Source organism: Micromonospora sp. WMMA2032 (assembly GCF_002688545.1).
Lineage (GTDB): Bacteria > Actinomycetota > Actinomycetes > Mycobacteriales > Micromonosporaceae > Micromonospora > Micromonospora sediminicola.
Map to the genome: position 1 here is coordinate 4,407,416 of NZ_CP024052.1, position 22,210 is coordinate 4,429,625.

Here is a 22,210-nt window from a genome sequence, read left to right on the forward strand (position 1 = left end):
CGGTTCGCTCGCTCACGACGACACCCGGACGCCCGGGTGGAACTTCGGCACCCGCATGCTGACCTTCGTACCCGAGCCCAGGCCGGTCTCGACGACCAGGCCGAACCGGTCCCCGAAGGCCGACCGGAGCCGCTCGTCGACGTTGGAGAGGCCGACGTGCTGCCCCGGGTCGTCGGCCGGGTCGCTGCCCGCGCCGGACACCTCGGCGATGCCGGCGGTCAGCGTCGTCGGATCCATCCCCACTCCGTCGTCCTCCACCGTGATGTGACACTCGGCGCCCGCGTCCCGGGCCTCGATGCTCACCATGCCGGTGCCCGGCTTGCGGGACAACCCGTGCCGGACCGCGTTCTCCACCAACGGCTGGAGACAGAGGAACGGCAACGTCACCGGCAGCACCTCGGGGGCGATCTGCAGGCGCACCTGGAGCCGCTCGCCGAAGCGGGCCCGCTCGATGGTCAGGTAGCGGTCGATCGAGCGCAACTCCTCGGCGAGCGTGGTGAACTCCCCGTGCGCCCGGAACGAGTAGCGGGTGAACTCGGCGAACTCCAGGATCAGCTCCCGGGCCCGCTCCGGGTCGGTGCGCACGAACGAGCCGATCGCGGTCAGCGCGTTGTAGATGAAGTGCGGGCTGATCTGCGCGCGCAACGCACGGACCTCGGCCCGGGCCAGCCGCTCCCGCGACGAGTCCAGCTCGGCCAGGGCGAGCTGGTCCCCCGCCCAGTGCGCGGTCTCCAGCGTGGCCTGCACCAGGCCCGGCGCCGGCCGTTCGTCGGCCACCGCCACCAGCGCCCCGACCACCCGCCCGTCCGCGCTCAGCGGCGCCACCACCGCGCCGCGTACCGGACAGTCGACCAGGTCGCAGTGCAACTCCGACTCGTGCAGCACGGTCGAGCGCCCGCTGCCGACCGCCCGCCGGGCCGCCGCGACCAGCTGGTCGGTGTGGTGCGCGCCGCGCCCGTCGATGGCCAGCAGCGCGTCCCGGTCGGTCAGCGCCAGGCCCGCCGCGCCCACCAGGGCGCGCAGATGGCGTACGGCCTTCGCCGCGTCCGCGGTGCTCAGGCCCGCGCGCAGCGGCTCGGCGGCGAGGCCCGCCGTGTGCAGCACCTCGTACGTGGCCCGCTGGGTGGCCGTCGCGATGCCCCGCCGGGCACGCAGGCGCAGCACCGCCCAGAGCGCCGCGGCCAACGCGGTGACCAGCGAGACGACGGCGAAGACGGCCGAGAGGTTGCCACCCACGCAGCGAAGGCTAGTACGCGCCCTTGCGCGCCAGCACCACCCCGACGGTCCGCCACAGGATGCTCAGGTCGTAGGCCAGCGACCAGTTGTCGACGTAGTAGAGGTCGAGCCGGACCGCCTCGTCCCAGGACAGGTCGGAGCGACCGGAGACCTGCCACAGCCCGGTCATGCCCGGGCGCACCAGCAGCCGGCGCCGGACGTCGCCCAGGAAGTCGCCGTCGTCGGCGGGGAGCGGACGCGGGCCGACCAGCGACATCTCGCCCCAGAGCACGTTGATCAGCTGGGGCAGCTCGTCCAGCGACGAGGCCCGCAGGAAGCGGCCCACCGGGAAGACCCGGGGGTCCTGCTTCATCTTGAACAGCATGCCGTCGGTCTCGTTCTGGTCGACCAGGCCGGCCAGCCGCTCCTCGGCGTCCACGTACATGGTGCGGAACTTCCAGACCCGGAAGGTACGCCCCTCGTGCCCGACCCGGGGCTGCCGGAAGAAGACCGGCCCGGGGTCGGAGATCCGGATGGCCAGCGCGATCGCGGCGAACAGCGGGGTCAGCAGCAGCAGGCCCAGCCCTGCGGCGACCCGGTCCATCAGGCTCTTGAGCAGCAGCGCCGGCCCGGAGAGCGTCGGCTCCTCGACGTGCAGCAGCGGCAGGCCCTCGATGGGGCGGATGTGCACCCGCGGGCCGGCGATGTCGGTGAGCTGCGGAGCGACCACCAGGTCCACGCCGGAGCCCTCCAACTGCCAGGCCAGCCGGCGCAGCTCGCCCGGCTCGGCGCTGGCCGAACCGCAGACCGCGATGGTGTCGCCGCCGACCTCCCGGACCAGGGCCAGCACGTCCCGGCCGGCGTACACCGGCACCGGCGTCTCCATGCCCCGCGCGGCGGCGTACCCGTCGGTGAGGTGGATGGCCACCGGCACCAGCCCGACGCCGGGGTGACGGGTGACCGTGGTGAAGACCTCCAGGCACTCCGGCAGCGTGCCGACCAGCACCATCCGGTGCCCGGCGTGACCGGCGCGGCGGCGCAGCGTGTGCAGACCGGCCCGGGCGATCATCCGGCCGAGCAGGATCAGCAGCATGGCGCCGAGCAGCGCGAACCCGACGGTCCACCGGGACAGTGACGTCACCGTGGCGAAGGCCAGGAACGAGACGGTGGCGGCCACCGCCACGCCGGAGCGGATGACCCGCTTGTACTCGTCGGGCCCGAGCCCCAGGTAACGCCGGTCGTAGGTCCGGTTGCCCCACAGGATGAGCACCCAGCCGAGCGGCAGGAGCAGGAACGCCACCGTGTAGAACCACGCCTGCGGCGAATTCTTGAAACCGGAGTCGGCCTGCTCGAAGATCTGCACGGCCAGGAAGCTGGCCAGGGCCGCCGCCCCGAAGTCGAGCAGCAGCAGAATCGCGATGTAGGGGCGGTGCCAGCGGGAGACCCGACGCCGGGCGCGAGCCCACGCCAACCGGGGTACGCCGTTGTGCGACGGCGGAGTCGGCGGCTGGATCTCAAAGCTGTCGACGTGCCGCACGCTCTTGCTCCGGCCTGTGTCGGTTACCGGGCGCTGGAGGCTTGTCGTCACCTCAACCCATGTCCTCCCGCATGACCCGCGCCCTCACTCGCCGTAAGGACCCGGGTCGCTCACCGTCCCAGTCTCCCACGTTGCCCGTAGGGATCTGGCCGGCTCCGAGTCAGTTGTGAAGCCGGGGACCGAGCCACTATACCGATGGATGGCGGCTCGGGTAGAGCCGGCGACCGGGACCTTCGGCGATCGCCGGACGATTCCGCTCAGTAGTCGGCGGGTTCGGTCACTCACCGTACGAGACGGGACAACCTTCGGTCAGCCAGCGGCTTGCCGCCGGTCTGACAGGTGGGGCAGTACTGGAGGCTCGAGTCGGCGAACGAGACCTCCCGCACCGTGTCGCCACAGACCGGACAGGGCAGGCCCTTCCGGGCGTGCACCTTGAGGCCCGAGCGCTTCTCACCCTTCAGCTCCGCGGCCCGCTGCCCCATCGACCGCCGCACCGCGTCGCCGAGCACCGTCCGGGTCGCCGCATGCAGGGTGGCGAGCTGGTCGTCGGTCAGCCGGTCGGTGATCGCGAACGGGGAGAGCCGCGCCGCGTGCAGGATCTCGTCCGAGTACGCGTTCCCGACGCCGGCGAGCACCGCCTGGTCGGTCAACACGCCCTTGACCTGGCCCCGGCGGCTGCGCAGCCGCTCGGCGAACGTGGGCAGGTCCGCCTCCAGCGCGTCCGGACCCAGCTTCGCCACGCCCGGCACCTGGGCCGGGTCGGTGACCAGGTAGGCGGCCAGCTTCTTCTGCGTGCCGGCCTCGGTCAGGTCGAAGCCGGAGCCGTCGTCGAGGCGGAGCCGCACCGCGATCGGTCCCTTGCCGGGCCGCAGCGGCGTCGTGGACGCGAACGCCTCCCGGTAGTGCAGCCAGCCCGCCCGGGCCAGGTGGACCACCAGGTGCAGGCCCTCGTCGAACCGGACGTCGAGGAACTTGCCGTACCGGCCGGCTCCGGTGACCGTCCGCCCGGCGACCGTGCTCGGCGGCGGGTCGTACGTCTTGAGCGCGTTGATCGAGGCGACCTCGAAGCGGTCGACCCGCCGGCCCACCGCCCGCTCACGCAGGTAACCGGCGAGCGCTTCCACCTCCGGTAGTTCAGGCACGGGACAACGGTAGCCTTCTTTTCCGTGAGAATCGTGGTGGCGCACAACCGGTACCGGGAAGCTCAGCCCTCCGGCGAGAACACCATCGTCGACGCGGAGATCGCCGAGCTCACCGCCGCCGGCGTGGAGGTGCTGCCGTTCCTGCGCAGTTCCGACGAGATTCCGTCGATGTCCAGGTCCGCCAAGGCGCTGCTGCCGATCTCGCCGATCTGGGCCCCGAAGGCCCAGCACGACCTCGACCGCCTGCTCACCGAGCACCGGCCGGACGTGCTGCACCTGCACAACCCGTACCCGTTGCTCTCGCCCTGGGTGGTGCGGACCGCGCACCGGCGCGGCGTGCCGGTGGTGCAGACGGTGCACAACTACCGGCAGGTGTGCTCGTCCGGCCTCTACTTCCGCGACGGCGTGATCTGTCAGGACTGCCGCGGCCGGGCGTTGGGCGTGCCGGCGGTCGTGCACCGCTGCTACCGCAACTCCCGGGCGCAGAGCGCGCTGATGGCCACCACGCTCGCCGTGCACCGGCCCACCTGGAAGTCGGTGGACCGCTTCATCGCGCTGACCACGGCGGTCGCCGACCATCTCCGGGACTACGGCATCCCGGACGAGCGGATCGTGGTGAAACCCAACGCCGTGCCCGACCCGGGCGCCCCGGCGCCGGTCGGGAACGGCTTCCTCTTCATGGGCCGGCTCAGCCCGGAGAAGGGGCTGGACCTGCTGCTGGCGGCGTGGCGGCGGCACCCGGTGGGCACGCTCGGCCCGCTGCGCATCGCGGGTGACGGCGAGCTGCGCCCGCTGGCCGAGGAGGCCGCCGCCGAGCGGCCCGACGTCCACTACCTGGGCCAGCTCGACCGGGCCGGGGTACGCGCCGCGCTGGCCGACAGCTCCGTGGTGCTGGCCACCTCGACGTGGCACGACGTGCTGCCCACCGTGATCATCGAGGCGCTGGCCGCCGGTCGGCCGGTGCTCGGCACCGCGCTCGGCGGCATCCCGTACCTGGTGGGCGCGGACACCCCGCGCGAGCCCGCCGGCACCGGGCCGGCCGAGGTGGCCACCGCGGCCCCGGGCGACGGCCGGGTCGCGTTGCCGTCGGGGGTGCAGCGCGGCGAGGCCGGCTGGGTGGTGGCGCCGGAGGTCGAGGCGCTGGCCGCGGCCCTGCCGCTGGCCTCGGCGGACGCGCCGGTGCTGGCGGGCGCGGCGCGGAGCCGCTACGAGCGGACCTTCCACCCCGACGTGATCACCAAGCGCCTGATCGACATCTACGCCTCGCTCACCTGAGTGTCGGTCGTTGAGGCCTGCTTGTAAGTACAATCGGGCTGTTGTCGGCACAAGGGAGGTGGGGTGGTGAGCACCGTGTCCGTACGCGAGTTCTCCTACAACCCCAGCGCGATGTTCGCCCGCGTGGAACAGGGCGAGACGATCGAGGTCACGCGGCACGGCAGCGTGATCGCCGTGCTGTTGCCGGGTTCGGGGACGCTGGGCAGGTACTCCACCCTGGTGGCGAAAGGGGTGATCCGCCTCAAGGCGACCACCACGAGCGACATCGACCGGCTTCCCCGCTACGACGTGCCGCCCGACGCGTCGCCCCTTGAGCTGCTGTTGGCCGACCGCGAGGACGACGAGCGGTGATCTATCTGGACTCGTCCGCCCTGATCACTCTGATCGCCGGCCGTACCTACGTCACGGAACTCCAGGAATTCCTGGCGAGCCGGGCGGGCATGCCGATGGGAACCAGCTCAGTCGGATTCGTTGAGACGGTACGCACCCTCGACCGGATCGGTGACTACCCGGACGCCATGCAGATGCTGGTACGGCACTTCACCGAGATCCTGGTGACCGAGGAGGTCCGTGATTCGGCGGCGGCCCTTCCCGCCGGCATCCGGACGTTGGACGCGCTACACGTGGCGAGTGCCCAGGCCCTCGGTGATGCGCTCGACACGCTGGTCACCTACGACAAGCGGATGTCGGACATCGCAGTCTCGGTGGGCTTACCGGTCGCGGCGCCCGGCACCGACTAGGTCTCCCGCACCTCAGCGCAGGGAGGCGCGGGCGGAGAAGGCGATGCTGGCCAGCAGGAAGCCGCCGTTGACCACCGTGAACGCCACCACCACCCAGAACGCGAGTGCGGGCGCGAACACCAGCACCAGCCCGGCCAGGAAGATCACCGCGCCGTAGTCGCGGACCAGCTTCACCACACGCACCGGGAACGAGGTCGAGGTGACCATGCTGGCCGCGTTCGGGCCGGCCTGCATCACCGAGGTGACCAGGTTGACCATCCAGGTGCCGGCGAAGACCGCGACCAGCCAGACCGGGGTGGACGGGCGCTGCGCCACGGCCGTGGCGGACAGCGCGGCCACCAGCGCGATCTGGGCGGCCACGTCGCAGAGCACGTCGACCCGGGCGCCGGCCGCGCTGCCCTGACCGGTGACCCGGGCGAGCTGCCCGTCGGCGCAGTCCAGCGCGTACGCGACCTGCCAGCCGACCAGGGCGACCAGCCCGACCACCCAGGCCGGGACGGAGCCGGCGGCCACCTCGTCGGCGAGCGCGACCACTGTCACCGAGGCGGCCAGCCCGAGCACCAGGTTGGCCAGGGTCAGCGCGGTCGGGCGCAGCCCCAGCCGCTGGGCGACCAGCGCGAAGGCCGCCCCGATCCACTGGCTGATCGACTCGCTGAACAGGCCGCCGCCCCGGTTGACCCGGTGGAAGTCGGCGACGGTGGGACGGGGCTCAGCCAAGGTGGTCGCGGAGGGCACCGGCGTAGTCTGCCAGCCGCTCCCGGGTCTCGGTAGACGACATCGCGAGGTGTTCGAGGATGGTGTAGCGGTCCGGTCGGGTGGCCGGCGCGAACTGCACCGCCTCGACGAACTGGTGGTCGGTCAACCCCACCTCGGCCGGCAGCCGGGGCAGCCCGTGCCGGGCCAGGCAGGCCGACATCTCGGCGAACCGGCGATCGTCGCCACGAAGGAACGTGCAGAACAGCGCGCCGAGCCCGGCCAGCTCGCCGTGCGAGGCGGTGCCGGGGAAGAGCGCGTCGACCGCGTGCATGATCTCGTGGCAGCCGCCGCTGCACGGGCGGCTGGTGCCCTCGATGGCCATCGCCAGACCGCTGGAGATCAGCGCGTCCGCGAGGACCGTGACGAACCCGTCGTCGGTCATGTCGCCCGGATGGTTCAGCACCGCCTCCGCGCCGGCCCGCGACAGCGAGGCGGCCAGCCCGTCGAACGGCTCGCCGCGGACCGTACGAGCCAGCTCCCAGTCGGCCAGGGCGCTGATGTTGCTCACCACGTCGCCCACCCCGGCGCGGTTGTGCCGCTCCGGGCCGGCCTCCACGAAGTCCAGGTCGACGATCACCGCGATCGGGATGTGCACGCCGTAGGAGCCCTTCAGGCCCTCGGTGATCAGGCTCGCCACCGGGGAGGCGATGCCGTCGTTGGCCAGGCTCGTCGCCACCGAGACCATCGGCAGCCCGCGCCGGGTGGCCGCGTACTTGGCCACGTCGATGGTCTTGCCGCCACCGATGCCGACCACCGCGTCGTACGAGCGGGCGCGCAGCTTGCCGCCCAGCTCGTCGGCGGCGTCCAGGGTGCCCCCGGCCACCGTGAACACGTCCGCCGAACGCAGCGACGGCCGGAGCAGTTCGGCGATCTTCTCGCCCTGCCCCGGACCGACCACCACGGCGACGTCGCCGCCGGCCGAGATCCGGCCGTCGGAGAGGATCGCCGCCAGATCCGCCACCGCGCCCCGCCGCACGTCGATGTGCAGCGGGGTGAGGACGCTACGGGCTAGTAGCGGCACGCGATCTCCCGCGCCCGGGCCAGGTCCTCGTGGTTGTCGACCTCGACCCAGGAGACGTCACCGATCGGCGCCGCCCGCACCTCGCCGCCGGAGTCGGCGAACTCCTGGTAGCCGTCCTCGTAGTAGAGGTTCGGGTCGCGCCGCCAGGTCGCCTCCAGCGCGTCCGCGAGCGCGTCGGCCACCTGCGGCTCGATCAGCGTCGCGCCGATGTACTCGCCGTACGCCTCGCCCGGGTCCATCAGCTTGGTGATCCGGGTGAGCTGGCCGGCGGCGTCGAAGGTGGTCTTCATCTCCTCCTCGGCCAGCGCCTTGAGCGTGTCGACGGCCAGCAGGATGCCGGGGCCACGCTCGGCCAGCAGCGTCTTCTCCACGCTCACCGGGTGCACCGTGTCGCCGTTGACCAGCAGCACGCCGCGGGCGAAGTGCTCCCGGGCCAGCCAGAGCGAGTACGCGTTGTTCCACTCCTCGGCCTTGTCGTTGTGCACCAGCGTGAGCGTCACGCCGTACTTCTGCTCCAGGTCGGCCTGCCGCTGCCGGACCGCGTCCGCCGCGTAGCCGACCACGATCACCACCTCGGTCAGCCCCACCTCGGCGAGGTTGCGCAGCGCGATGTCGAGGATGGTGGTCTCCCCGTCGACCGGCACCAGGGCCTTGGGCAGGGTGTCGGTGTACGGCCGCAGCCGGCGCCCCGCACCGGCGGCGAGCACCATCCCGATCATGCCGACACGCTCCTCTTCTCGACCGGATTCCACGTGGCGAGGATATCGTCGGCGGCCGGACGGCCGTGGTGCAGCCCGTGATCGCCCTACAGCCCGATGGAACGGAGGGCGGCGAAGCCGTCCTCGGCGATCCGGCGGATCAACCCGTCGTTGACGTCTCGGTGCTCGTCGAGCAGGGCGACGTCCGACTCGGCCAGCCAGCGGAACTCGGTGTGCTTGCCGGCCTCCAGCCGGGGCCGGCTGAGGTCGCCGTCCACCCGGACCAGGAAGTCGGTCTCGACCCGGGCCAGCCCGTCGTCGGCGGTGTACCGGTATTCGCCGACCAGGCCGAGCACGTGCGACACCGCCCAGCCGGTCTCCTCGGCGACCTCGCGACGCAACGCGTCGTCGATCTCCTCGCCGGGTTCGAGGTGGCCGCCGACGATGTCCCAGCAGTTGGGGAAGATGCGCCGCTCGGGGGATCGGCGCTGGATGAAGATGCGGCCGTCGTCGTCGACGATCAGCGCGCCGGCACAGCGGAAGGGCTCGGTGGGCACCCTCCGACAGTAGCCATCCGCACCGGTTCCGGCGATGCCCGTTCTTGTCCCGGTACGCATCGATGGCCCACCATGTCCGTACCCAGTCGCCGTCCCACAGGAGTGATGTGTGATGCAGGTTCGGGAAGCGATGTCCAGTGAGGTTCTCGTGGTCGGCCCGGAGCACACGCTCCGCCAGGCGGCCCGGATGATGTCGGCCCGCGGTGTCGGGTCGGCGGTCGTGATCGACCCGGACTCCGAAGGGGTCGGGATCATGACCGAGCGCGACGTGCTGAAGGCGATCGGCGCCGGGCTCGACCCGGACGTCGAGCGCACCGGTGCCCACCTGACCTGGGACGTGGTCTACGCCGGCCCGGACTGGACGGTGGAGGAGGCGGCTGCGGCGATGGCCCGGGGCGGATTCCGTCACCTGGTCGTGCTCGACGGCCGGGAGGTCGCCGGGGTGATCTCGGTGCGGGACCTGATGCGGGTGTGGGCGCGGGAGCACGCGCCGACCGGGACCTGATCCGGCCCGGAACGGGCGATGGCCCGGCCGATACCGGCCGGGCCATCGTCGCTTTGCGGTGCTGTCAGGTCGTGTCCGCCCCGGTCAGGGGCCGACGAAGACCGCGGTGCCGCGCCAGTCCACGTTGTCCACGCCGGGACCGCTGCGGACCGTCGCGGAGCCGGTCGGCACGCCGTCCGACCACGCCATCGAGGACAGGTTGCCGGTGGTCCGGGAGACGACGTAGAGGTTGTCGCCGTCCAGGAACAGACCGCCCGCGTCGGCGAACGCCGTGGTGCCGGCAACCGTGGCCCGCTCCGCGCCGACCGTGCCGGTGTCCGGCGTGAACCAGCGCCAGAACAGGGTGCTCTGACCGGCCAGCGAGTAGTAGAGCCGGCCGCTCTTGTAGAACATCGCGGTCACGTTCGGCAGCTCGGCGGCGAAGTTGACCGTCATGCCGGCGTACGTCTGGCCCTCCGGCGCGGAGCCGGTGATGACCGTGTCCCACTTCGCGTCGTGGTAGGGGTCCAGCTTCTTCGGGCTGCCGAACTCGGCACCGTCGAAGGAGCGCTTGTAGAGGTCGCCACCGACGCCGTAGAACAGGTCACCGCCGACCCAGAACGCGCCCTTGACGGTGGACCAGCGGGTGTCGTCCGGGTTCGCCACCGACATCGCGTTGCCGACCGTGGTCGCGCCGTCGTACGACCGCTTGGTGATGCTGTCCACCGTGGTGGCCGGCGGCACCGGCGGGAGCTTCACGATCTCGATGCCCTGCACCAGCGGGTTCTCCAGGACCCGACCGAAGTCGATGTCGATGTTGCCGTCGCTGGTGATCGGGAACGCCCGCATGGTGCCCTTGTTGGTGGCGCCGATCGCGGCGATCGGGTCGAAGCTGTTCAGCTTGAGCACACCGTCGATGCTCACGTTGAACTTGCGCTTGCCCGCGGTGGCGGTGCCGGCGTACCGGTTGGCCAGGTAGAGGCGCACCTGCACCGGCGTGCCGGCCGGGACCGGGAAGTCCCACTGCATGTCCGGCGTGGGCGTCTGGTCCCACCGCTCGCTGTTGAACAGCTCGACCGGGGTGCCGGCCGGGACGGTGGCGTCGACCGAGGCGTTCGTGGGGTACGTCGTGACCGTGCTGCCGTCGTTGTGCAGGCTGCTCGGCGCGGCCAGGGTGTCCGCGGCCCAGGCCGGGCCGTTCGCGCCGGCCAGCTGGTCGCCGCCGGCGTTCACCCGGTAGAGCACGTCCGAGGCGTCCGGCGTCGGGGCGGTCTTGACCACCTCGATGCCCTGGATGAGCGGGTTCTCCAGCACGCGGCCGAAGTCGATGTCGACCACGCCGTCGCTGACCAGCGAGAAGGACCGCATGGTGCCGCGGTCGGTGCCACCGGCGGAGGCGACCGGGTCGAAGTCGTTCAGCTTGAGCACGCCGTCGATGGTGACGTCGAGCTTGCGCTTGCCCACGGTGGCGGTGCCGGTGTACCGGTTGGCCAGGTAGAGGCGGACGTCGACCCGGGTGCCGGCCGCGACCGGGATGTCCCACTGCATGTCCGGGGCGGTCGTCTGGTCCCACCGCTCGGTGTTGAACAGCGTCGCCGGGGTGCTCGCCGGCACGGTGCTGTCGAACGTGGCGTTGGTGGGGTACGCCTTCGCGCTGCTGCCGCTGTTGTGGTTCGGGCTCGGCGCGGCGTCGGTGTCGGCCGCCCAGTCCGGGCCGCCGTCGGTCGCCGGGATGGCCGGGCCACCCGCGTTGACCCGGTAGAGGACCTCGGTCTGCGCCGCCCGGCCGGCCTGGTAGACGTCGCCGGGCAGGCCCTTGGTGCTGGTCGAGTGGGGCGCGTCGCCGCCGTCCAGCGGGAAGAACGCGATCTTCTTGCGCAGGTGCTCGCCGGCGCCGATGTAGTCCTGGTCGCTGCCGAGCCAGAGGCCCTGCGGGGTGACCATCATCTCGGTCACGCCGTAGCCGCGCGGGTGGCGGCCCGGGTTCCAGGACAGCGGCAGGCCGCTGGCCGGGTCGAGGGCCGCGATGCTGGCCCGCGGCACCGCGCCCGGTCCGGCCTTGTCGCGGGCGATCGGGTTGTTCGACCAGCGGAAGTGACCACCGACGTAGATGGCCTTCTCACTGATGCCGACGGAGAGGAAGGTGTCGCCGCCGCTGAAGTTGGTCCAGGTCGGCTGCTGGCCGCCACCGGTGGCGTCGGCCTCCCAGCGGGCGGCCGAGTCGCAGAGCGTGCCCGGGTAGGACGCGCCGGTGGTGACCACCACGAAGTACTTGCCGTCCGGGGAGAACTGGACGTCGCGGACCCACGAGTCGAACGCGGCGTACTTGCAGGCGCCGGAGTAGCCGTCCGTGTTCCAGTCGGCGACGGTGGCTCCGCTGTCGCCCAGGTTGATCCGGACGATCTGGTCGTGCACGACGCCGTCGGCCTTCTTGAAGTTGCCGATGACGACCATCTGCTTGCGGTCGGGCGAGACGGCGAGCTTCTCCGGACCCACGCCCGCCTTGGCGGTGCCGGTGCTGCCCTCGGTCCAGTTGTGGTTCTCGGTCAGGTTGGTGGTCAGGTAGTCGTCCACCGCACCGGTGTCGGCGTCGATGGAGGCCAGGCCGCCGCGGTTCACGCCGGTGCCCGCGGTGGTGAAGATGCCACCCACCAGCAGGCGGTCGCCGACCTTGACGATGTCGTTGACCAGACCGTTGAAGGCCGGTCCCTTGAACGTGGTGACCAGCGAGCCGTCGGCGATGTTGAGCAGCGCCAGCTTCCGACGGTTGACGCCGTTGACGGTGTTGAACGAACCCGCGATGTAGACCGTGCCGGCGGTGGGGCCGGCGACGACGGCCGAGACGTCGCCGTCGATGACGGGCGCGAACGCGGGGTCGACGATGCCGGTGGCCTTGTCGAAGGAGAGCAGCTTGGTGCGCGGGATGTCCTGGGACTTGTCGCGGTTACGCACCTCGGTGAAGGACCCGCCCGCGATCACCTTGCTGCCGGCGTCGTAGATGGCGTAGACCGCGCCGTCCTTGATGTTCGGCGTGGTGGTGGCGGGGGTGCTGCTGACCATGGTGCTGTGGTCCGGTGCGGCCAGCGCGGGGCTGGCCGACAGCACACCACCGACACCGAGGAAGGCGGCGGTGACCAGCGCGAATGATCGGCGCGTGGTCGCGGGAAGATTTAGCACGGGCAGCTCCGGAGGAGTGACGGAGAACGAGGTGGCCGGCCCGGCCGATCGGGCGAGGGGTGCAGGGGTCGCCGATCGGGGGCGCACGGCCGGTTGACGCGTGATGGGCACACACTTCCGCATTTCAGCTATGGCGTCCACCCCGGATGACCTTTATACCCGTCCACACGACCTGACGGATACCGGGAGAGGCGAACCGGCCACACGAACGGTGGAGGTCAGTTCACCGGGCCCCCCGGCGTGGCCGTCGGCGCGGGCGCCGAGAAGTACGGGTCCCCGGCCAACTCGCGGTACGCGGCCAGACCCTCCGGGTCGTCGTCGAAGGTGCTGTCGTACGTGGTGCCCTTGGTCTGCTTGGCCGAGAAGTAGACCACCGCCTTGATCTGCGGGTGCTGCTTGATGTAGGTGCGCGCCTCCCGCAGCCACGCCGCCCGCTGGCCCGGCCCGCCGTCGTGGGTGACGCCGAACTCGCCGATCAGCACCGGTCGCGGCCGCTGTCGGGCGAAGGCCATGAAGGTGTCCATCTGCTCGGCGAAGCCGTCGTAGTCCTTGCCCGGGTAGACGTCCGTGCACAGCCAGTCGACCTGGTCGTCACCCGGGTAGTAGGCGGCGGCGTTACGGCTGGAGTCCACGAAGCCGAGCACGTGCGGGCACCACACCCAGCCGGCGTTCGTCGCCCCCTCCTCCGTGAAGATGGCCCGGATGTGCTTCCACGCGGCCACGTAGTCCTCGGGCGACCGGACGCTCTGGCGCAGGTTGGGCCGGTCCATCTCCCACCGCCACCGCAGCAGCACCGGAACCCCGAAGTCCTTGATCTTCTTGGCCCGCTGCCGGATCAGCTGGTCGTACACGCCGTCGGTGATCGACCGGGTGTCCGCGCCGGACCAGGAGATCATCTGCAGCATCTGGGCGGCCTGGAACGCGTTCTCGGTCGGGCCGGGGAAGTCGTCCTCCCACTCGTGGAACATGTGCGCCAGCGTCACCTTGCCGCCGGTCTGCTCACCGAAGGCGGTGAGGGCGCTGACCCGACCGTCGGGCGTCTGCCAGGTCGGCTTCACCCAGGCGCCGAGCCAGGCGCCCTGCGCCGGCATCTCCGGGCCCCGCCCGGTGGTCTCCAGGCCGCCCACCGGCCGGGGCTTCACCGGCGCGGTCTGACCGCCGGTCGACGGGGCCGGGGTGAGGGGCGCGGGCGCCTCCCGCTGACAGGCGGTCAGGGCGAGTGTCGCTCCGATCAGGAGCGCCGCCGAACTGCGGACCCACTTCATGATTGCCGTGCCTCCCCGTGTTGGTGCCACCGGCCGGGCCGGTGATCGATGTCGTGTGGAGTCGCCGGTCATCGCCCCCGGTGGCGCCGCAGCGCCCGCAGGGCGTCGAGCTGGAGCACGCCACGGAGCCGCCAGACCGCCGCGGCGTAGCCGGCGCCGCCCAGTGCGGCGACCACCAGCAGGGACGCCATACCCGGATCGGTGACCACGTGCAGCGCCAACGACGGCGCACCGAAGCAGGCCAGCGCCAGCCCGGCGGCGGTGAGCGTGCCCGGCCCGAACGGATGCAGCCGGAACGCGCGGTGCAGCTGGACCAGCGGCACCAGATTGGTGATCAGGATGGACGCGGACCAGGCGATCGCCGCACCCATGACGCCGTAGCGCGGGATGAGCAGCACGTTGGCGACCACGTTGACCACCGTGCCGGAGAGCGCGTTGTAGAACGTCCAGGCCGTCTTCCCGGCCATGTTCAGCACGGTGTCGACCATGCCGCAGCCGGTGGCGACCAGCATCGTCAGGGCCAGGTAGACGGTGACCGTCCGCCCGGCGTCGTAACCGGAGCCGAACAGGGACAGCATGGGCTCGGCGAACGAGGCGAACAGCAGGTAGGCGGGCCAGGCCAGCAGCACCAGCCACGCGGTCGCGGCCTGGTACAGCCGGCCGGCCGCGGCCCGGTCGTCCCGGGCCAGATGCTCCGCCAGCCGGTGTTGGACGGCGGTCGACAGGGCCTGACCGGAGAGCTGACCGAGGGTCAGGAACCGGGTGGCCGCCGTGTAGAGCGCCGCCTCGGACAGCCCGCGCAGCGCGCCCAGCAGGACGATGTCGAGCCGTTGCACCACCATCTGGGCGAGCCCGCTCAACGCGCGCGGCCCGCTGTACCGCCAGTACGGGACGAACTCCTCCCGCCAGCTCACCGGCCGCGGCGAGGCCGGTCCGGCCGCGCGTTCCGCCCGCCGGACCAGGCGGGTCAGCCAGAACACGGCGGCGAGCGCGGCCGGCACGTACGGCAGCGCCCACGCCAGCGGCAGCGCCGTGGTGGCGGAGAGGCCGAGCACGGCGACCACCAGCACGGCGAGGAACTGGAGCAGGGTGCGTCCGAGCCGCTCGATGAGCAGCAGCGGACGCATCTTGCCGAAGCCCCGGCAGGCGGACAGCGTGAAGTCGCAGAGCGCGGCCACCGGGACGAAGAGCAGCAGCGCGCGCAGCGCGGGCACCGCGCCCGGCACCGGCTCGGCGAAGGTCAGCTCGACGATCCGCGGGGTGAACAGCCAGCCGACCGTCGTGAGCAGAACGCCCATGACCAGCAGCGGAAGTAGCCCGGCCAGAACCGAGGCCCGGATCCGCTCCGGCTGCCCCAGCGTCCGGTAGCGGCTGATGAAGTAGACGGAGCCGATGCCCGTGCCGAGGCGGGCGGCCGCGTACGCGATCATGAAGGCGCTGGTCGCGGCGAAGAACAGACCCGCGTCCGCCATCGACCAGCCACGGGTGACCACGATGTTCAGCCCGAAGCCGGCGACCGCCGCCACCGCCACGCCGAGCAGGTTCAGCACCCCGTGCCGGGCGGCCCCGCCCAGCTCGGCGCCCCCCGCCGGTCGGGTGGGAGTTACCGTCGCCACGACGGCACGCGTCCCCACCAGGCGGCGAGCCGTTCGTCGTACGGCGTGAAGTGCGCCTCCAACCGGGCGCGCAGCTCCGGGTCCATCGCCGAGCGGGACCGCGAGTTGTGCTTGCCGAACGAGATGTCCGCCCAGTGCGGCAGGCCGAGGAAGTCGCAGACCCCGTCGAAGGCCGGCCGCGGGTCGGCGAAGAAGTCGTCGGCGTCGATCACGTGCAGCCGGTCCCGCCCGAAGATCGACTCGAGTCGCTCCAGCTGCTCGACGTACTGCCCCCGGGTCAGGTAGGCGTTGTGCTGGTAGTGGTGGCTGTGCGCGGTCGGGTCGGCGAGCAGGCGCTCCCGCTCGCCGGCGATGCGGCTCTGCTCCAGTTCGAGCGCCCGCTCGAACGTCTCCGACTCGAAGCCCCGGGCCGACTCGTGCGCGTGCGCCGAGTACGCCCGCTCCACCGGGTCGCGCAGCAGCACCAGCAGCCGGACCTCGGGCAGGTCGGCGGCGATCCGCTCGCCGGCCAGCGGGTGGAACATGTAGTACGGGCTCGACTCGCCGGTCACCCCACGCACACCGAGCTGCGCGCGTACCGCCTCGGCCCGGCGGTTCGTCGGGAAGTGCCCGAGGTACCAGTCCATGCCCCGGTCGTAACCGGTGTCGAAGTAGTGGACGCCCTTGTGGTAGACCGCCGGCAGCACGCCCGGGTGCTGGGAGAGCGTCTTGAACAGCGACGTCGTGCCGCACCGCTGGGCGCCCACGATCAGGAAGTCGGGGGTCATCCGCGAGTTCGCCGTCCACCGACCGACCGTCCGCGTCACCGACCGCACGGCCCGTCGGGCCTTGGCCTTGGCCAGCGTCATCTCAGCACTCCTCCCGCACCCGGCCGGGTCGCCAGGTGATCCTCCACCGCCGGCAACAGCCAGGCGGCCACGTGTCCCAGCCGGGCGCCGGCCTCGGCCTGTCGGTCGCGCAGGTAGCGCGCGGCCAGCTCGACCAGGTAGAGCACCGCCACCAGGTCCTCGGTGCCGGCCGGCGGCGCGAACGGGGCGAGCGTGCCCGCCGCCCCGCCCAGCAGCTCGCGGGCCGCCGTCGTCGGCTCCACCCCGGCCTTGGTGATCGCCGTCTGGAGCCGTCGGTGCAGCGCGTCGTAGCCGACCGGCACGCCCGCCGCGAACCGCTCCCAGTCCCAGACGAGCATCCGTCCGTCGGCCAGCGCCGCGCTGTTGCCGCCGTTCCAGTCGCCGTGCCAGGCGCCGAGGTCGAGCGTCGGGTCGAGCCCGACGACGGTGGCCAGGACCGCGCGCAGCCGCGCGGTCTCCGGCCGGTCACCCAGCGCCTCGACCTCGGCGGCGAGACGGTCGGCGTAGCCGCTGCCCGCGAGGGGCCGGCGGTCGACGCCGAGGCAGCGGCCGACCGCCACCATCGCCTCGCGTTCCCGCTCGGCGGCCGCCGCCGGCGTCGCCCGGGGCAGCCCCACGGGAAGCGCGCTCTGCACGAGCAGGGCGTGCGGGCCCCAGGCGCCGTGGTGCAACACGTCGGCCACCACGATCCCGGGCAGGTCGACGGTGGCGAGCCGGCGCAGGACCTCGGCCTCCGCGTCGACCAGGCCGCGGGTGAGCGGGTCCACGCCCAGCTTGGCGTACCCCAACGGTCGGCCGTGGTCGTCGAGCAGCTGGATCACCGGCTTGCGGTTGGCGCGGGCCGGACCGATGTGCACGCTCAGCAACGCCGGGCGGCCGAGCACCTCGGCCAGGTGCTCCTCCAGCGTTCCGCCGGTCGCCCCGACCTGGAGACGGTCCCGGAAGGCGAGCCGGCCGAGACCGGTGCGGAAGGCGGTGGCCAGCAGCGACCGGCGCAGCCGGGCCTTCGTACCCACCGCCTCCGTCGAGTGCCGCACCGCGCTGGCCGCGGCCCGCCGCGAGCCGGCGGGCACCAGCAGCCGGGGTCGCGCGGCCGAGGGCACCACGGCGTAGCCGGCGCCGCCGCGGCGCAGCGTCGGGCCGGCCGGTTCCGGCCAGACCACGGCCGCCAGCTCGGGCAGGTACGCCGCGCGCGCGTCATCGACTCGTGGGGTTGCGGTCATCAGCGGGTCCGTTCCCGTCGGTTGGTCGGCACGGCGGACGCCGCCGCGGCCAGCGCCTCCCGGCGCAGCGTCCGGAGGTGCCAGTCGTTGCGGGCCAGCACCGCCACGCTGATCAGGCCGTACGCCAGCGTGGTGTTCAGGGCGCCGTAGAGGAACTGGAAGAACAGCATCAGGATCAGCACCGCGCTGCCGGCGATGCCGATGGCGGTATGGTCGCGCCGGAACCGCCACAGGCACCAGAGGAAGAACGCGCTGTAGCAGAACGCGCCGACCCAGCCCTGGCCCACGAGCAGGTTCCAGACCTGCCCGTTGCTGCCCAGCTCCCGGTTGCCGCACTGCTGGCAGTCGGCCGACTTGCCGATCGCGATGGACCGGTTGCTGCCGATCAGCGCCCGGTTGGCGCCGTAACCCAGCACCGGCGAGTGGTTGGCCGCCTCGACGGCCCCGTTGGACAGGGTGGCCCGGATCTCGTCACTGTGCCCGTTCTGCATCCGCTCGTCGAGCAGCCCGCCCAGCGGCGAGGCCAGCACCAGCACCCCGGCCAGCGCGGTGGCCAGCGCCATGCCGGCGAGGACGGCGATCCGGCCGCGCAGCGCCAGCCGCAGGGCGACGTAGACGGCGGCGATCACCAGCCCGATCCAGAGACCGCGGTTGAGGGAGAACACGATCGGGAAGATCGCGGCGGCCACCAGGAGGTATCCACCGAGCCGGCGCAGCCCCCGGCCGTACACCACCCAGCCGACGAGGAACCAGATGAGCAGGATGCCCATGTTCTCGCCCCAGGTGTTCGTGTATTCGAAGGGGGCGGCCGGACGCGGGGAACTGGCCTCGCCCTCCAGCACCTCCTGCACCTGGGCCACCTCGACGTGCATGAGCCGGTTGACGAACGGCTCCTTGGCGATGACGTCGGGCAGGATGTAGTTGAGCGGGGCGGTGAACTTCAGGTCGGGCAGCAGCGCGCCGACGTAGCCGCCGATCACGGTGACCACGGCCAGGAACCCGAACAGCCGCAGCATCCGGATCCGCGGCAGTTCCTTCTCGCTCAGGTTGAGCACGTAGAGCATCGTGATGGTCAGCGCCGTGTAGTTCATCACCCGGATGCCCCAGCCGATGTACCGGCCGAAACCGTCCGGGGCCAGCGTGTTCGGCGCGGTGACGTCCAGCATCAGCCCGGAGAGCACCACCCAGGCGAGCAGGATCAGCCAGAACCCGAAGCCGGGGGGCACCCGGATGTGGTCGCGCCGACGCAGTTGGAACGCCATCGGCACGGCGAGGATGGCGAAGATGAACGACGGCAGGCCGAGCGCCCACCACACCGGGTAGAGCACGAACAGCGCGATCAGCGGCCACGCGGTGGGCAGACCTCGGCGTCCGGCGGCGCGTACGCCGGCCGGCGCCCCCGTCGGCACCGGATCACTCGGCACCGGCTCCGGCCGCGAGGGCTGGAGCGGGACGAGCGTCTTCATGTGACCGCTACCCGGGCCGTCGTCGGCGCGTAGACGATCCAGGTGGTGCCCGGCTGCGGGCGGACCTGGTAACCGGCCAGGTCGGTGACGTTGCAGACGAGCTTCTGCCCGGGCTTGCTCCACTGCGCCTTGGCGCTCGACGGCCCGGACACGACCAGGGCCGCGCCCTTGCCGTAGACGTTGGCGCTCGGCAGGGAGCGGGGGCTGGGCTTGCGGACGGTGAGCGTCCGGTATTCCATCGTGAGCACGACAACCGAGGCGGCGGTCACGGTGGTCTTCCCGACCCGTCCCGACCACTGCTGCTTCGCCTGGTCGTAGGTCCAGGTCTGGGTGCGGTGACCGGACACCGAGACGGTGAGCTTCCCGGCGGGTGTCACGTCCCGGGTGGCCAGCGGCGTGCCCGTGGTCGCGTAGTCGAACAGCGGCGCCGGTGCGGCGCCGCCCTTCGGCGCGGTGGCCCGCAGTGCCGTCGTGGAGGTGTTTCCGCCCGGGAACGCGGAGCTGCGCTGCGCCGGCGTCACGCCGCTGAGGTCGGCGGCCTTGAGCTGGCTGACGAAACCGGTGGGACCACCGTCGTAGCCGAGCCAGGGGCGGAGCACGCCGACACTGCGGATGTCGACCGGGCGGATCTCGGCGACCGGGCCGATCTTCGCGGCGTCGCGGGACTGGTAGACCGCGCTCAGGTGCAGGCTGCCCGACTCGGCGAACTCCTGGTAGACCAGGTCCGCCGCGTCGAGGCCGGTCGCGGTGCCGGACTCGCTCACCCGGATAGGCACCGCCAGCGCCTGCCGCGCCTCCACGCCCGGCTGGGTCAGCGGCTGCCCGGAGAGCGGCCCCGCCGGCAGGCTGGGCGTCGGGCTGGGCTTCGGCGCCGGGGTGCCCGGGTCGACCAGGTCGGTCGCACCCGGAGGCGGCGGGTCGCTGCACGCGGCACCCAGCGCGACGACCAGCACCCCGACGGCCGACGCCACGACAGACCGTCGGAGCCTCACTCCTGGTCCTCCACCGGGTCGAAGGCCATCGAGAGCCGGCCCTGGCCGTCGACACCGTCGATGTCGCGCTTCGAGCGGTAGACGGTGGACGGCGGCTGCCGGACCGCGCCGCCGGCCTGGACCGGTGCGGGCGGGCCGGGCTTGGCGGCGGGCACGGCGCTCGGGGCCGGGTTCGGGGTCGGCTTGCGGGGGCCCGGGGCCGGCTTGCGCGGGGCGGAACCACCGGTCGACGAGCCGACCGGCCGGGGCAGGATCATCGTGCTGTCGCTCGTCGGCTGGCCACCCGGGCGGAAGACGGGCTCCGGGCGCGGGCGGGGCGACGGTCGCCTGTCGTCCCGCTGGTTGTCACCCGTGGACGGGGCGCCGGCGGCTGGGCCGCCGGCCTGCTCCGGCAGGCGGGGCGCCATCACGCTGCCGAGCACCGGCGCGTCCACCTGCTCGAACTGCTGCAGGGCGGCGGTGATCTCGCTGGTCCGGGTCCGCCCGCTCTCGATCACGAGGATCACGCCGTCGACGTGCCGGGCCAGGGCCTGCGCCTCGACGGCCTGGGTGGGCCGGGCGGTCTCGATCAGCACGTGGTCGAAGCGGTCGGCGAGCTCGTCGAGGATCCCCAGCATGGTGGCGACCGGCAGCTCCACGTCGGTGTCCAGCTCGCCGGGCAGCAGGGCGCGCAGCGTGTTCAGCCCGGGGGCGGGGGTGAGCGCGGCGAGCGCGCCGACGTCGTGCCGCAGCACGTCGGCGAGGGTGTGCCGCGGCTTCGCCCCGCCGAACATGGCGGTCAGCGGCGAGTCGGGCCGGGTGGTGACGATCGCGACCTGGGCGCCGGTGCGGGCGTAGGCGGCGGCCAGGTTGCCGGCGACGAAACCGGCCACCGGACCGGGCGAGGTGTCGGTGAGCAGCAGCTGGCGGCCGCGCCCCGGCCGGGGCTCCGACATGATCGAGAGCAGCACGTTGCGCAGCCGGCCCAACTCACGCGAGACCCGGTGGGTGGGCGGCAGGATGCTCAGCGACGGCGCGCGCAGCGGCAGCTCCAGCAGCGTCGCCAGGCCCGTGCGGGCGGTCACGTCGCGGCCCCGCCGGACCCGGGTGTCGAGCCGGTCCAGGACCAGGGCGAGCACGATGCCGAAGAGCAGCCCGGCGCCCATCCCGCTGGCCAGGTTGAGCGTGCGGTTCGGCGAACTGGGCTTCCGGGGCAGGGCCGCGTCGGAGATGATCTGGCCGGCGTCGGGCGCGTTGTCCTGCAGGGGGCTGAGCCGCTCGTTGAGTCGGGTCAGCTGGTTGGTGAGGACCTGCTTGCTGGCCTCGGCCTGGGCCCGGGCGGCGGAGTTGGCCGGCGCCGCGGCGATCTTGCCGACGGCCGCGGTCAGCTGCTTGTTGACCTCGGCGATCTGCTGGTTGATCGAGGTGATCTCGTTCTCCACCGCCTTGGCCGCCGTGGCGAGCCGCAGGTCGAGGTACGCCTGCGCGAACGAGTGCGAGCCGTTCTGCGCCGCCTGCGGCGTGGTGCCCTCGTACGCGATCTGGAGCACCTGGCTGTTCGGCGGCACGGTGACCGACAGCGACCGCACCAGGTCCTCGTTGCTGGTGCTGGTCTTCAGCAGGGCGCGGGCCCGCTCGGCCACCACCAGGGAACGGACCACCTGCGCCTCGGTGTCGAGGTTGACCTTGCTGCCCGGCACCGCGTCGGGGCCGACCTGGCGCACCAGCACCGACGTGGTGGAGGTGTAGGTGGGCGTCTGCAGCTTGGTGACGAGCAGACCCGATCCGATGCCGAGCAGGGCCGCGAGCGCGAGGATCCACCATCGGCGGCGGAGCCACTCGAGGTAGGACATCAGCGTGGGCCCGTCCGCGTCGTGCTGCACATCGGGGCGGTGAGGTGAGGGCATCGGAGTGTGTCGCTCCCTTTCGACCGGACCGGCCAGTCAGCCGTGGGACGTCCGCGCCACGGTGAATTCTGAGTCTCCCTGATCGGAGCGGAGAGTGGAAGTCGCCGAGGGTCCGCCACTTCTGCCCGGAGGGTGCCGGGACGATAATGCACTGGTGCGCTTCTGCTATCACATCCAGAGTCACCGTTCGCCCGACCAGCTGACCAGGCTGGTGCATGCGGTGAAGCGGTACAGTCCGGACAGTATCGTGCACATCAGCCATGACGTGAACGGGGCTCCGCTCGACCTCTCCGAGCTGCGCACACTACGCGA

General features: G+C 72.3%; 19 protein-coding genes. 4 read left to right on the forward strand and 15 right to left on the reverse strand.

Features of this window, described 5'->3' with window-relative positions; genetic code table 11:
• Positions 1-12: 12 nt before the first annotated feature.
• The 3 genes from CO540_RS20435 to CO540_RS20445 form a co-directional block, all read right to left on the reverse strand.
• Positions 13-1,236 carry a sensor histidine kinase gene (locus CO540_RS20435; RefSeq protein ID WP_091568039.1) on the reverse strand — a complete coding sequence of 408 codons (1,224 nt, stop codon included), beginning with the start codon at positions 1,234-1,236 and terminating at the stop codon, positions 13-15.
• Between the two features lie 10 nt (positions 1,237-1,246).
• Positions 1,247-2,752, reverse strand: a complete 1,506-nt coding sequence (locus CO540_RS20440) for a sugar transferase (protein ID WP_099163263.1) — start codon at positions 2,750-2,752, stop codon at positions 1,247-1,249.
• 281 nt (positions 2,753-3,033) lie between these two features.
• Positions 3,034-3,894 (reverse strand): Fpg/Nei family DNA glycosylase, encoded by an 861-nt coding sequence (locus CO540_RS20445; protein ID WP_099163264.1) that lies wholly within the window; start codon positions 3,892-3,894, stop codon positions 3,034-3,036.
• Positions 3,895-3,918: 24 nt separating this feature from the next.
• Here CO540_RS20445 and CO540_RS20450 point away from each other — a divergent pair, with 24 nt between their 5' ends.
• The 3 genes from CO540_RS20450 to CO540_RS20460 all read left to right on the forward strand — a co-directional run bounded on the left by CO540_RS20450 (position 3,919) and on the right by CO540_RS20460 (position 5,909).
• Positions 3,919-5,169 (forward strand): glycosyltransferase family 4 protein, encoded by a 1,251-nt coding sequence (locus CO540_RS20450; RefSeq protein WP_099163265.1) that lies wholly within the window; start codon positions 3,919-3,921, stop codon positions 5,167-5,169.
• Between the two features lie 66 nt (positions 5,170-5,235).
• The gene (locus CO540_RS20455; RefSeq protein WP_099164870.1) at positions 5,236-5,520 is read left to right on the forward strand and encodes a type II toxin-antitoxin system Phd/YefM family antitoxin; all 285 of its coding nucleotides are present in this window, start codon (positions 5,236-5,238) and stop codon (positions 5,518-5,520) included.
• The gene (locus CO540_RS20460) at positions 5,517-5,909 is read left to right on the forward strand and encodes a type II toxin-antitoxin system VapC family toxin (RefSeq protein ID WP_099163266.1); all 393 of its coding nucleotides are present in this window, start codon (positions 5,517-5,519) and stop codon (positions 5,907-5,909) included. Before CO540_RS20455 ends, CO540_RS20460 begins: the two co-directional genes overlap by 4 nt.
• A gap of 12 nt (positions 5,910-5,921) precedes the next feature.
• Here CO540_RS20460 and CO540_RS20465 read toward each other — a convergent pair whose 3' ends face one another.
• The 4 genes from CO540_RS20465 to CO540_RS20480 form a co-directional block, all read right to left on the reverse strand.
• Positions 5,922-6,644: a CDP-alcohol phosphatidyltransferase family protein gene (locus tag CO540_RS20465; protein ID WP_099163267.1), complete on the reverse strand. Its 723-nt coding sequence runs from the start codon at positions 6,642-6,644 to the stop codon at positions 5,922-5,924.
• Positions 6,619-7,686, reverse strand: coding sequence for an iron-containing alcohol dehydrogenase family protein (locus CO540_RS20470; RefSeq protein WP_099163268.1), 1,068 nt, complete (start codon positions 7,684-7,686; stop codon positions 6,619-6,621). Before CO540_RS20470 ends, CO540_RS20465 begins: the two co-directional genes overlap by 26 nt.
• A complete protein-coding gene (locus CO540_RS20475; protein WP_099163269.1) occupies positions 7,674-8,405 on the reverse strand; it encodes a sugar phosphate nucleotidyltransferase in 732 nt (243 codons plus the stop codon). The genes CO540_RS20470 and CO540_RS20475 overlap by 13 nt, the downstream gene beginning before the upstream one ends.
• Before the next feature lie 86 nt (positions 8,406-8,491).
• Positions 8,492-8,941 (reverse strand): NUDIX domain-containing protein, encoded by a 450-nt coding sequence (locus tag CO540_RS20480; RefSeq protein WP_253866101.1) that lies wholly within the window; start codon positions 8,939-8,941, stop codon positions 8,492-8,494.
• A 112-nt stretch (positions 8,942-9,053) separates the two neighbouring features.
• Between CO540_RS20480 and CO540_RS20485 the strand changes: the two genes are divergently transcribed.
• Complete coding sequence (locus tag CO540_RS20485; RefSeq protein ID WP_091568068.1) at positions 9,054-9,446, forward strand: cyclic nucleotide-binding/CBS domain-containing protein; 393 nt, start codon at positions 9,054-9,056, stop codon at positions 9,444-9,446.
• 84 nt (positions 9,447-9,530) lie between these two features.
• On the opposite strand, the gene CO540_RS20490 is transcribed toward CO540_RS20485, so the two are convergent.
• The 8 genes from CO540_RS20490 to CO540_RS31220 form a co-directional block, all read right to left on the reverse strand.
• Positions 9,531-12,602, reverse strand: a complete 3,072-nt coding sequence (locus CO540_RS20490; RefSeq protein WP_253866103.1) for a malectin domain-containing carbohydrate-binding protein — start codon at positions 12,600-12,602, stop codon at positions 9,531-9,533.
• Between the two features lie 218 nt (positions 12,603-12,820).
• Positions 12,821-13,867, reverse strand: coding sequence for a glycoside hydrolase family 26 protein (locus tag CO540_RS20495; RefSeq protein WP_099163272.1), 1,047 nt, complete (start codon positions 13,865-13,867; stop codon positions 12,821-12,823).
• 68 nt (positions 13,868-13,935) lie between these two features.
• Entirely contained in the window at positions 13,936-15,483 is a 1,548-nt protein-coding gene (locus tag CO540_RS20500; RefSeq protein WP_253866105.1) for a lipopolysaccharide biosynthesis protein, read from the reverse strand.
• The gene (locus CO540_RS20505) at positions 15,471-16,331 is read right to left on the reverse strand and encodes a sulfotransferase domain-containing protein (protein WP_091568082.1); all 861 of its coding nucleotides are present in this window, start codon (positions 16,329-16,331) and stop codon (positions 15,471-15,473) included. The genes CO540_RS20500 and CO540_RS20505 overlap by 13 nt, the downstream gene beginning before the upstream one ends.
• A complete protein-coding gene (locus CO540_RS20510) occupies positions 16,328-17,554 on the reverse strand; it encodes a hypothetical protein (protein WP_099163273.1) in 1,227 nt (408 codons plus the stop codon). Before CO540_RS20510 ends, CO540_RS20505 begins: the two co-directional genes overlap by 4 nt.
• On the reverse strand, positions 17,554-19,020 hold the full coding sequence (locus CO540_RS20515) for an O-antigen ligase (protein ID WP_216642292.1): 1,467 nt from the start codon (positions 19,018-19,020) through the stop codon (positions 17,554-17,556). Before CO540_RS20515 ends, CO540_RS20510 begins: the two co-directional genes overlap by 1 nt.
• Positions 19,017-19,991, reverse strand: a complete 975-nt coding sequence (locus CO540_RS20520; RefSeq protein ID WP_253866107.1) for a DUF3048 domain-containing protein — start codon at positions 19,989-19,991, stop codon at positions 19,017-19,019. The genes CO540_RS20515 and CO540_RS20520 overlap by 4 nt, the downstream gene beginning before the upstream one ends.
• A gap of 17 nt (positions 19,992-20,008) precedes the next feature.
• Positions 20,009-21,874, reverse strand: a complete 1,866-nt coding sequence (locus CO540_RS31220; protein WP_305777688.1) for a Wzz/FepE/Etk N-terminal domain-containing protein — start codon at positions 21,872-21,874, stop codon at positions 20,009-20,011.
• Between the last annotated feature and the right edge of the window lie 336 nt (positions 21,875-22,210).

What these genes read in the sequence shown, in the direction of transcription:
- CO540_RS20475 (WP_099163269.1), bottom strand. Translation starts at nt 8,405, where the DNA reads ATGATCGGGATGGTGCTCGCCGCCGGTGCGGGGCGCCGGCTGCGGCCG.
- CO540_RS20485 (WP_091568068.1), top strand. Translation starts at nt 9,054, where the DNA reads ATGCAGGTTCGGGAAGCGATGTCCAGTGAGGTTCTCGTGGTCGGCCCG.
- CO540_RS20495 (WP_099163272.1), bottom strand. Translation starts at nt 13,867, where the DNA reads ATGAAGTGGGTCCGCAGTTCGGCGGCGCTCCTGATCGGAGCGACACTC.
- CO540_RS20505 (WP_091568082.1), bottom strand. Translation starts at nt 16,331, where the DNA reads ATGACGCTGGCCAAGGCCAAGGCCCGACGGGCCGTGCGGTCGGTGACG.
- CO540_RS20510 (WP_099163273.1), bottom strand. Translation starts at nt 17,554, where the DNA reads ATGACCGCAACCCCACGAGTCGATGACGCGCGCGCGGCGTACCTGCCC.
- CO540_RS20515 (WP_216642292.1), bottom strand. Translation starts at nt 19,020, where the DNA reads ATGAAGACGCTCGTCCCGCTCCAGCCCTCGCGGCCGGAGCCGGTGCCG.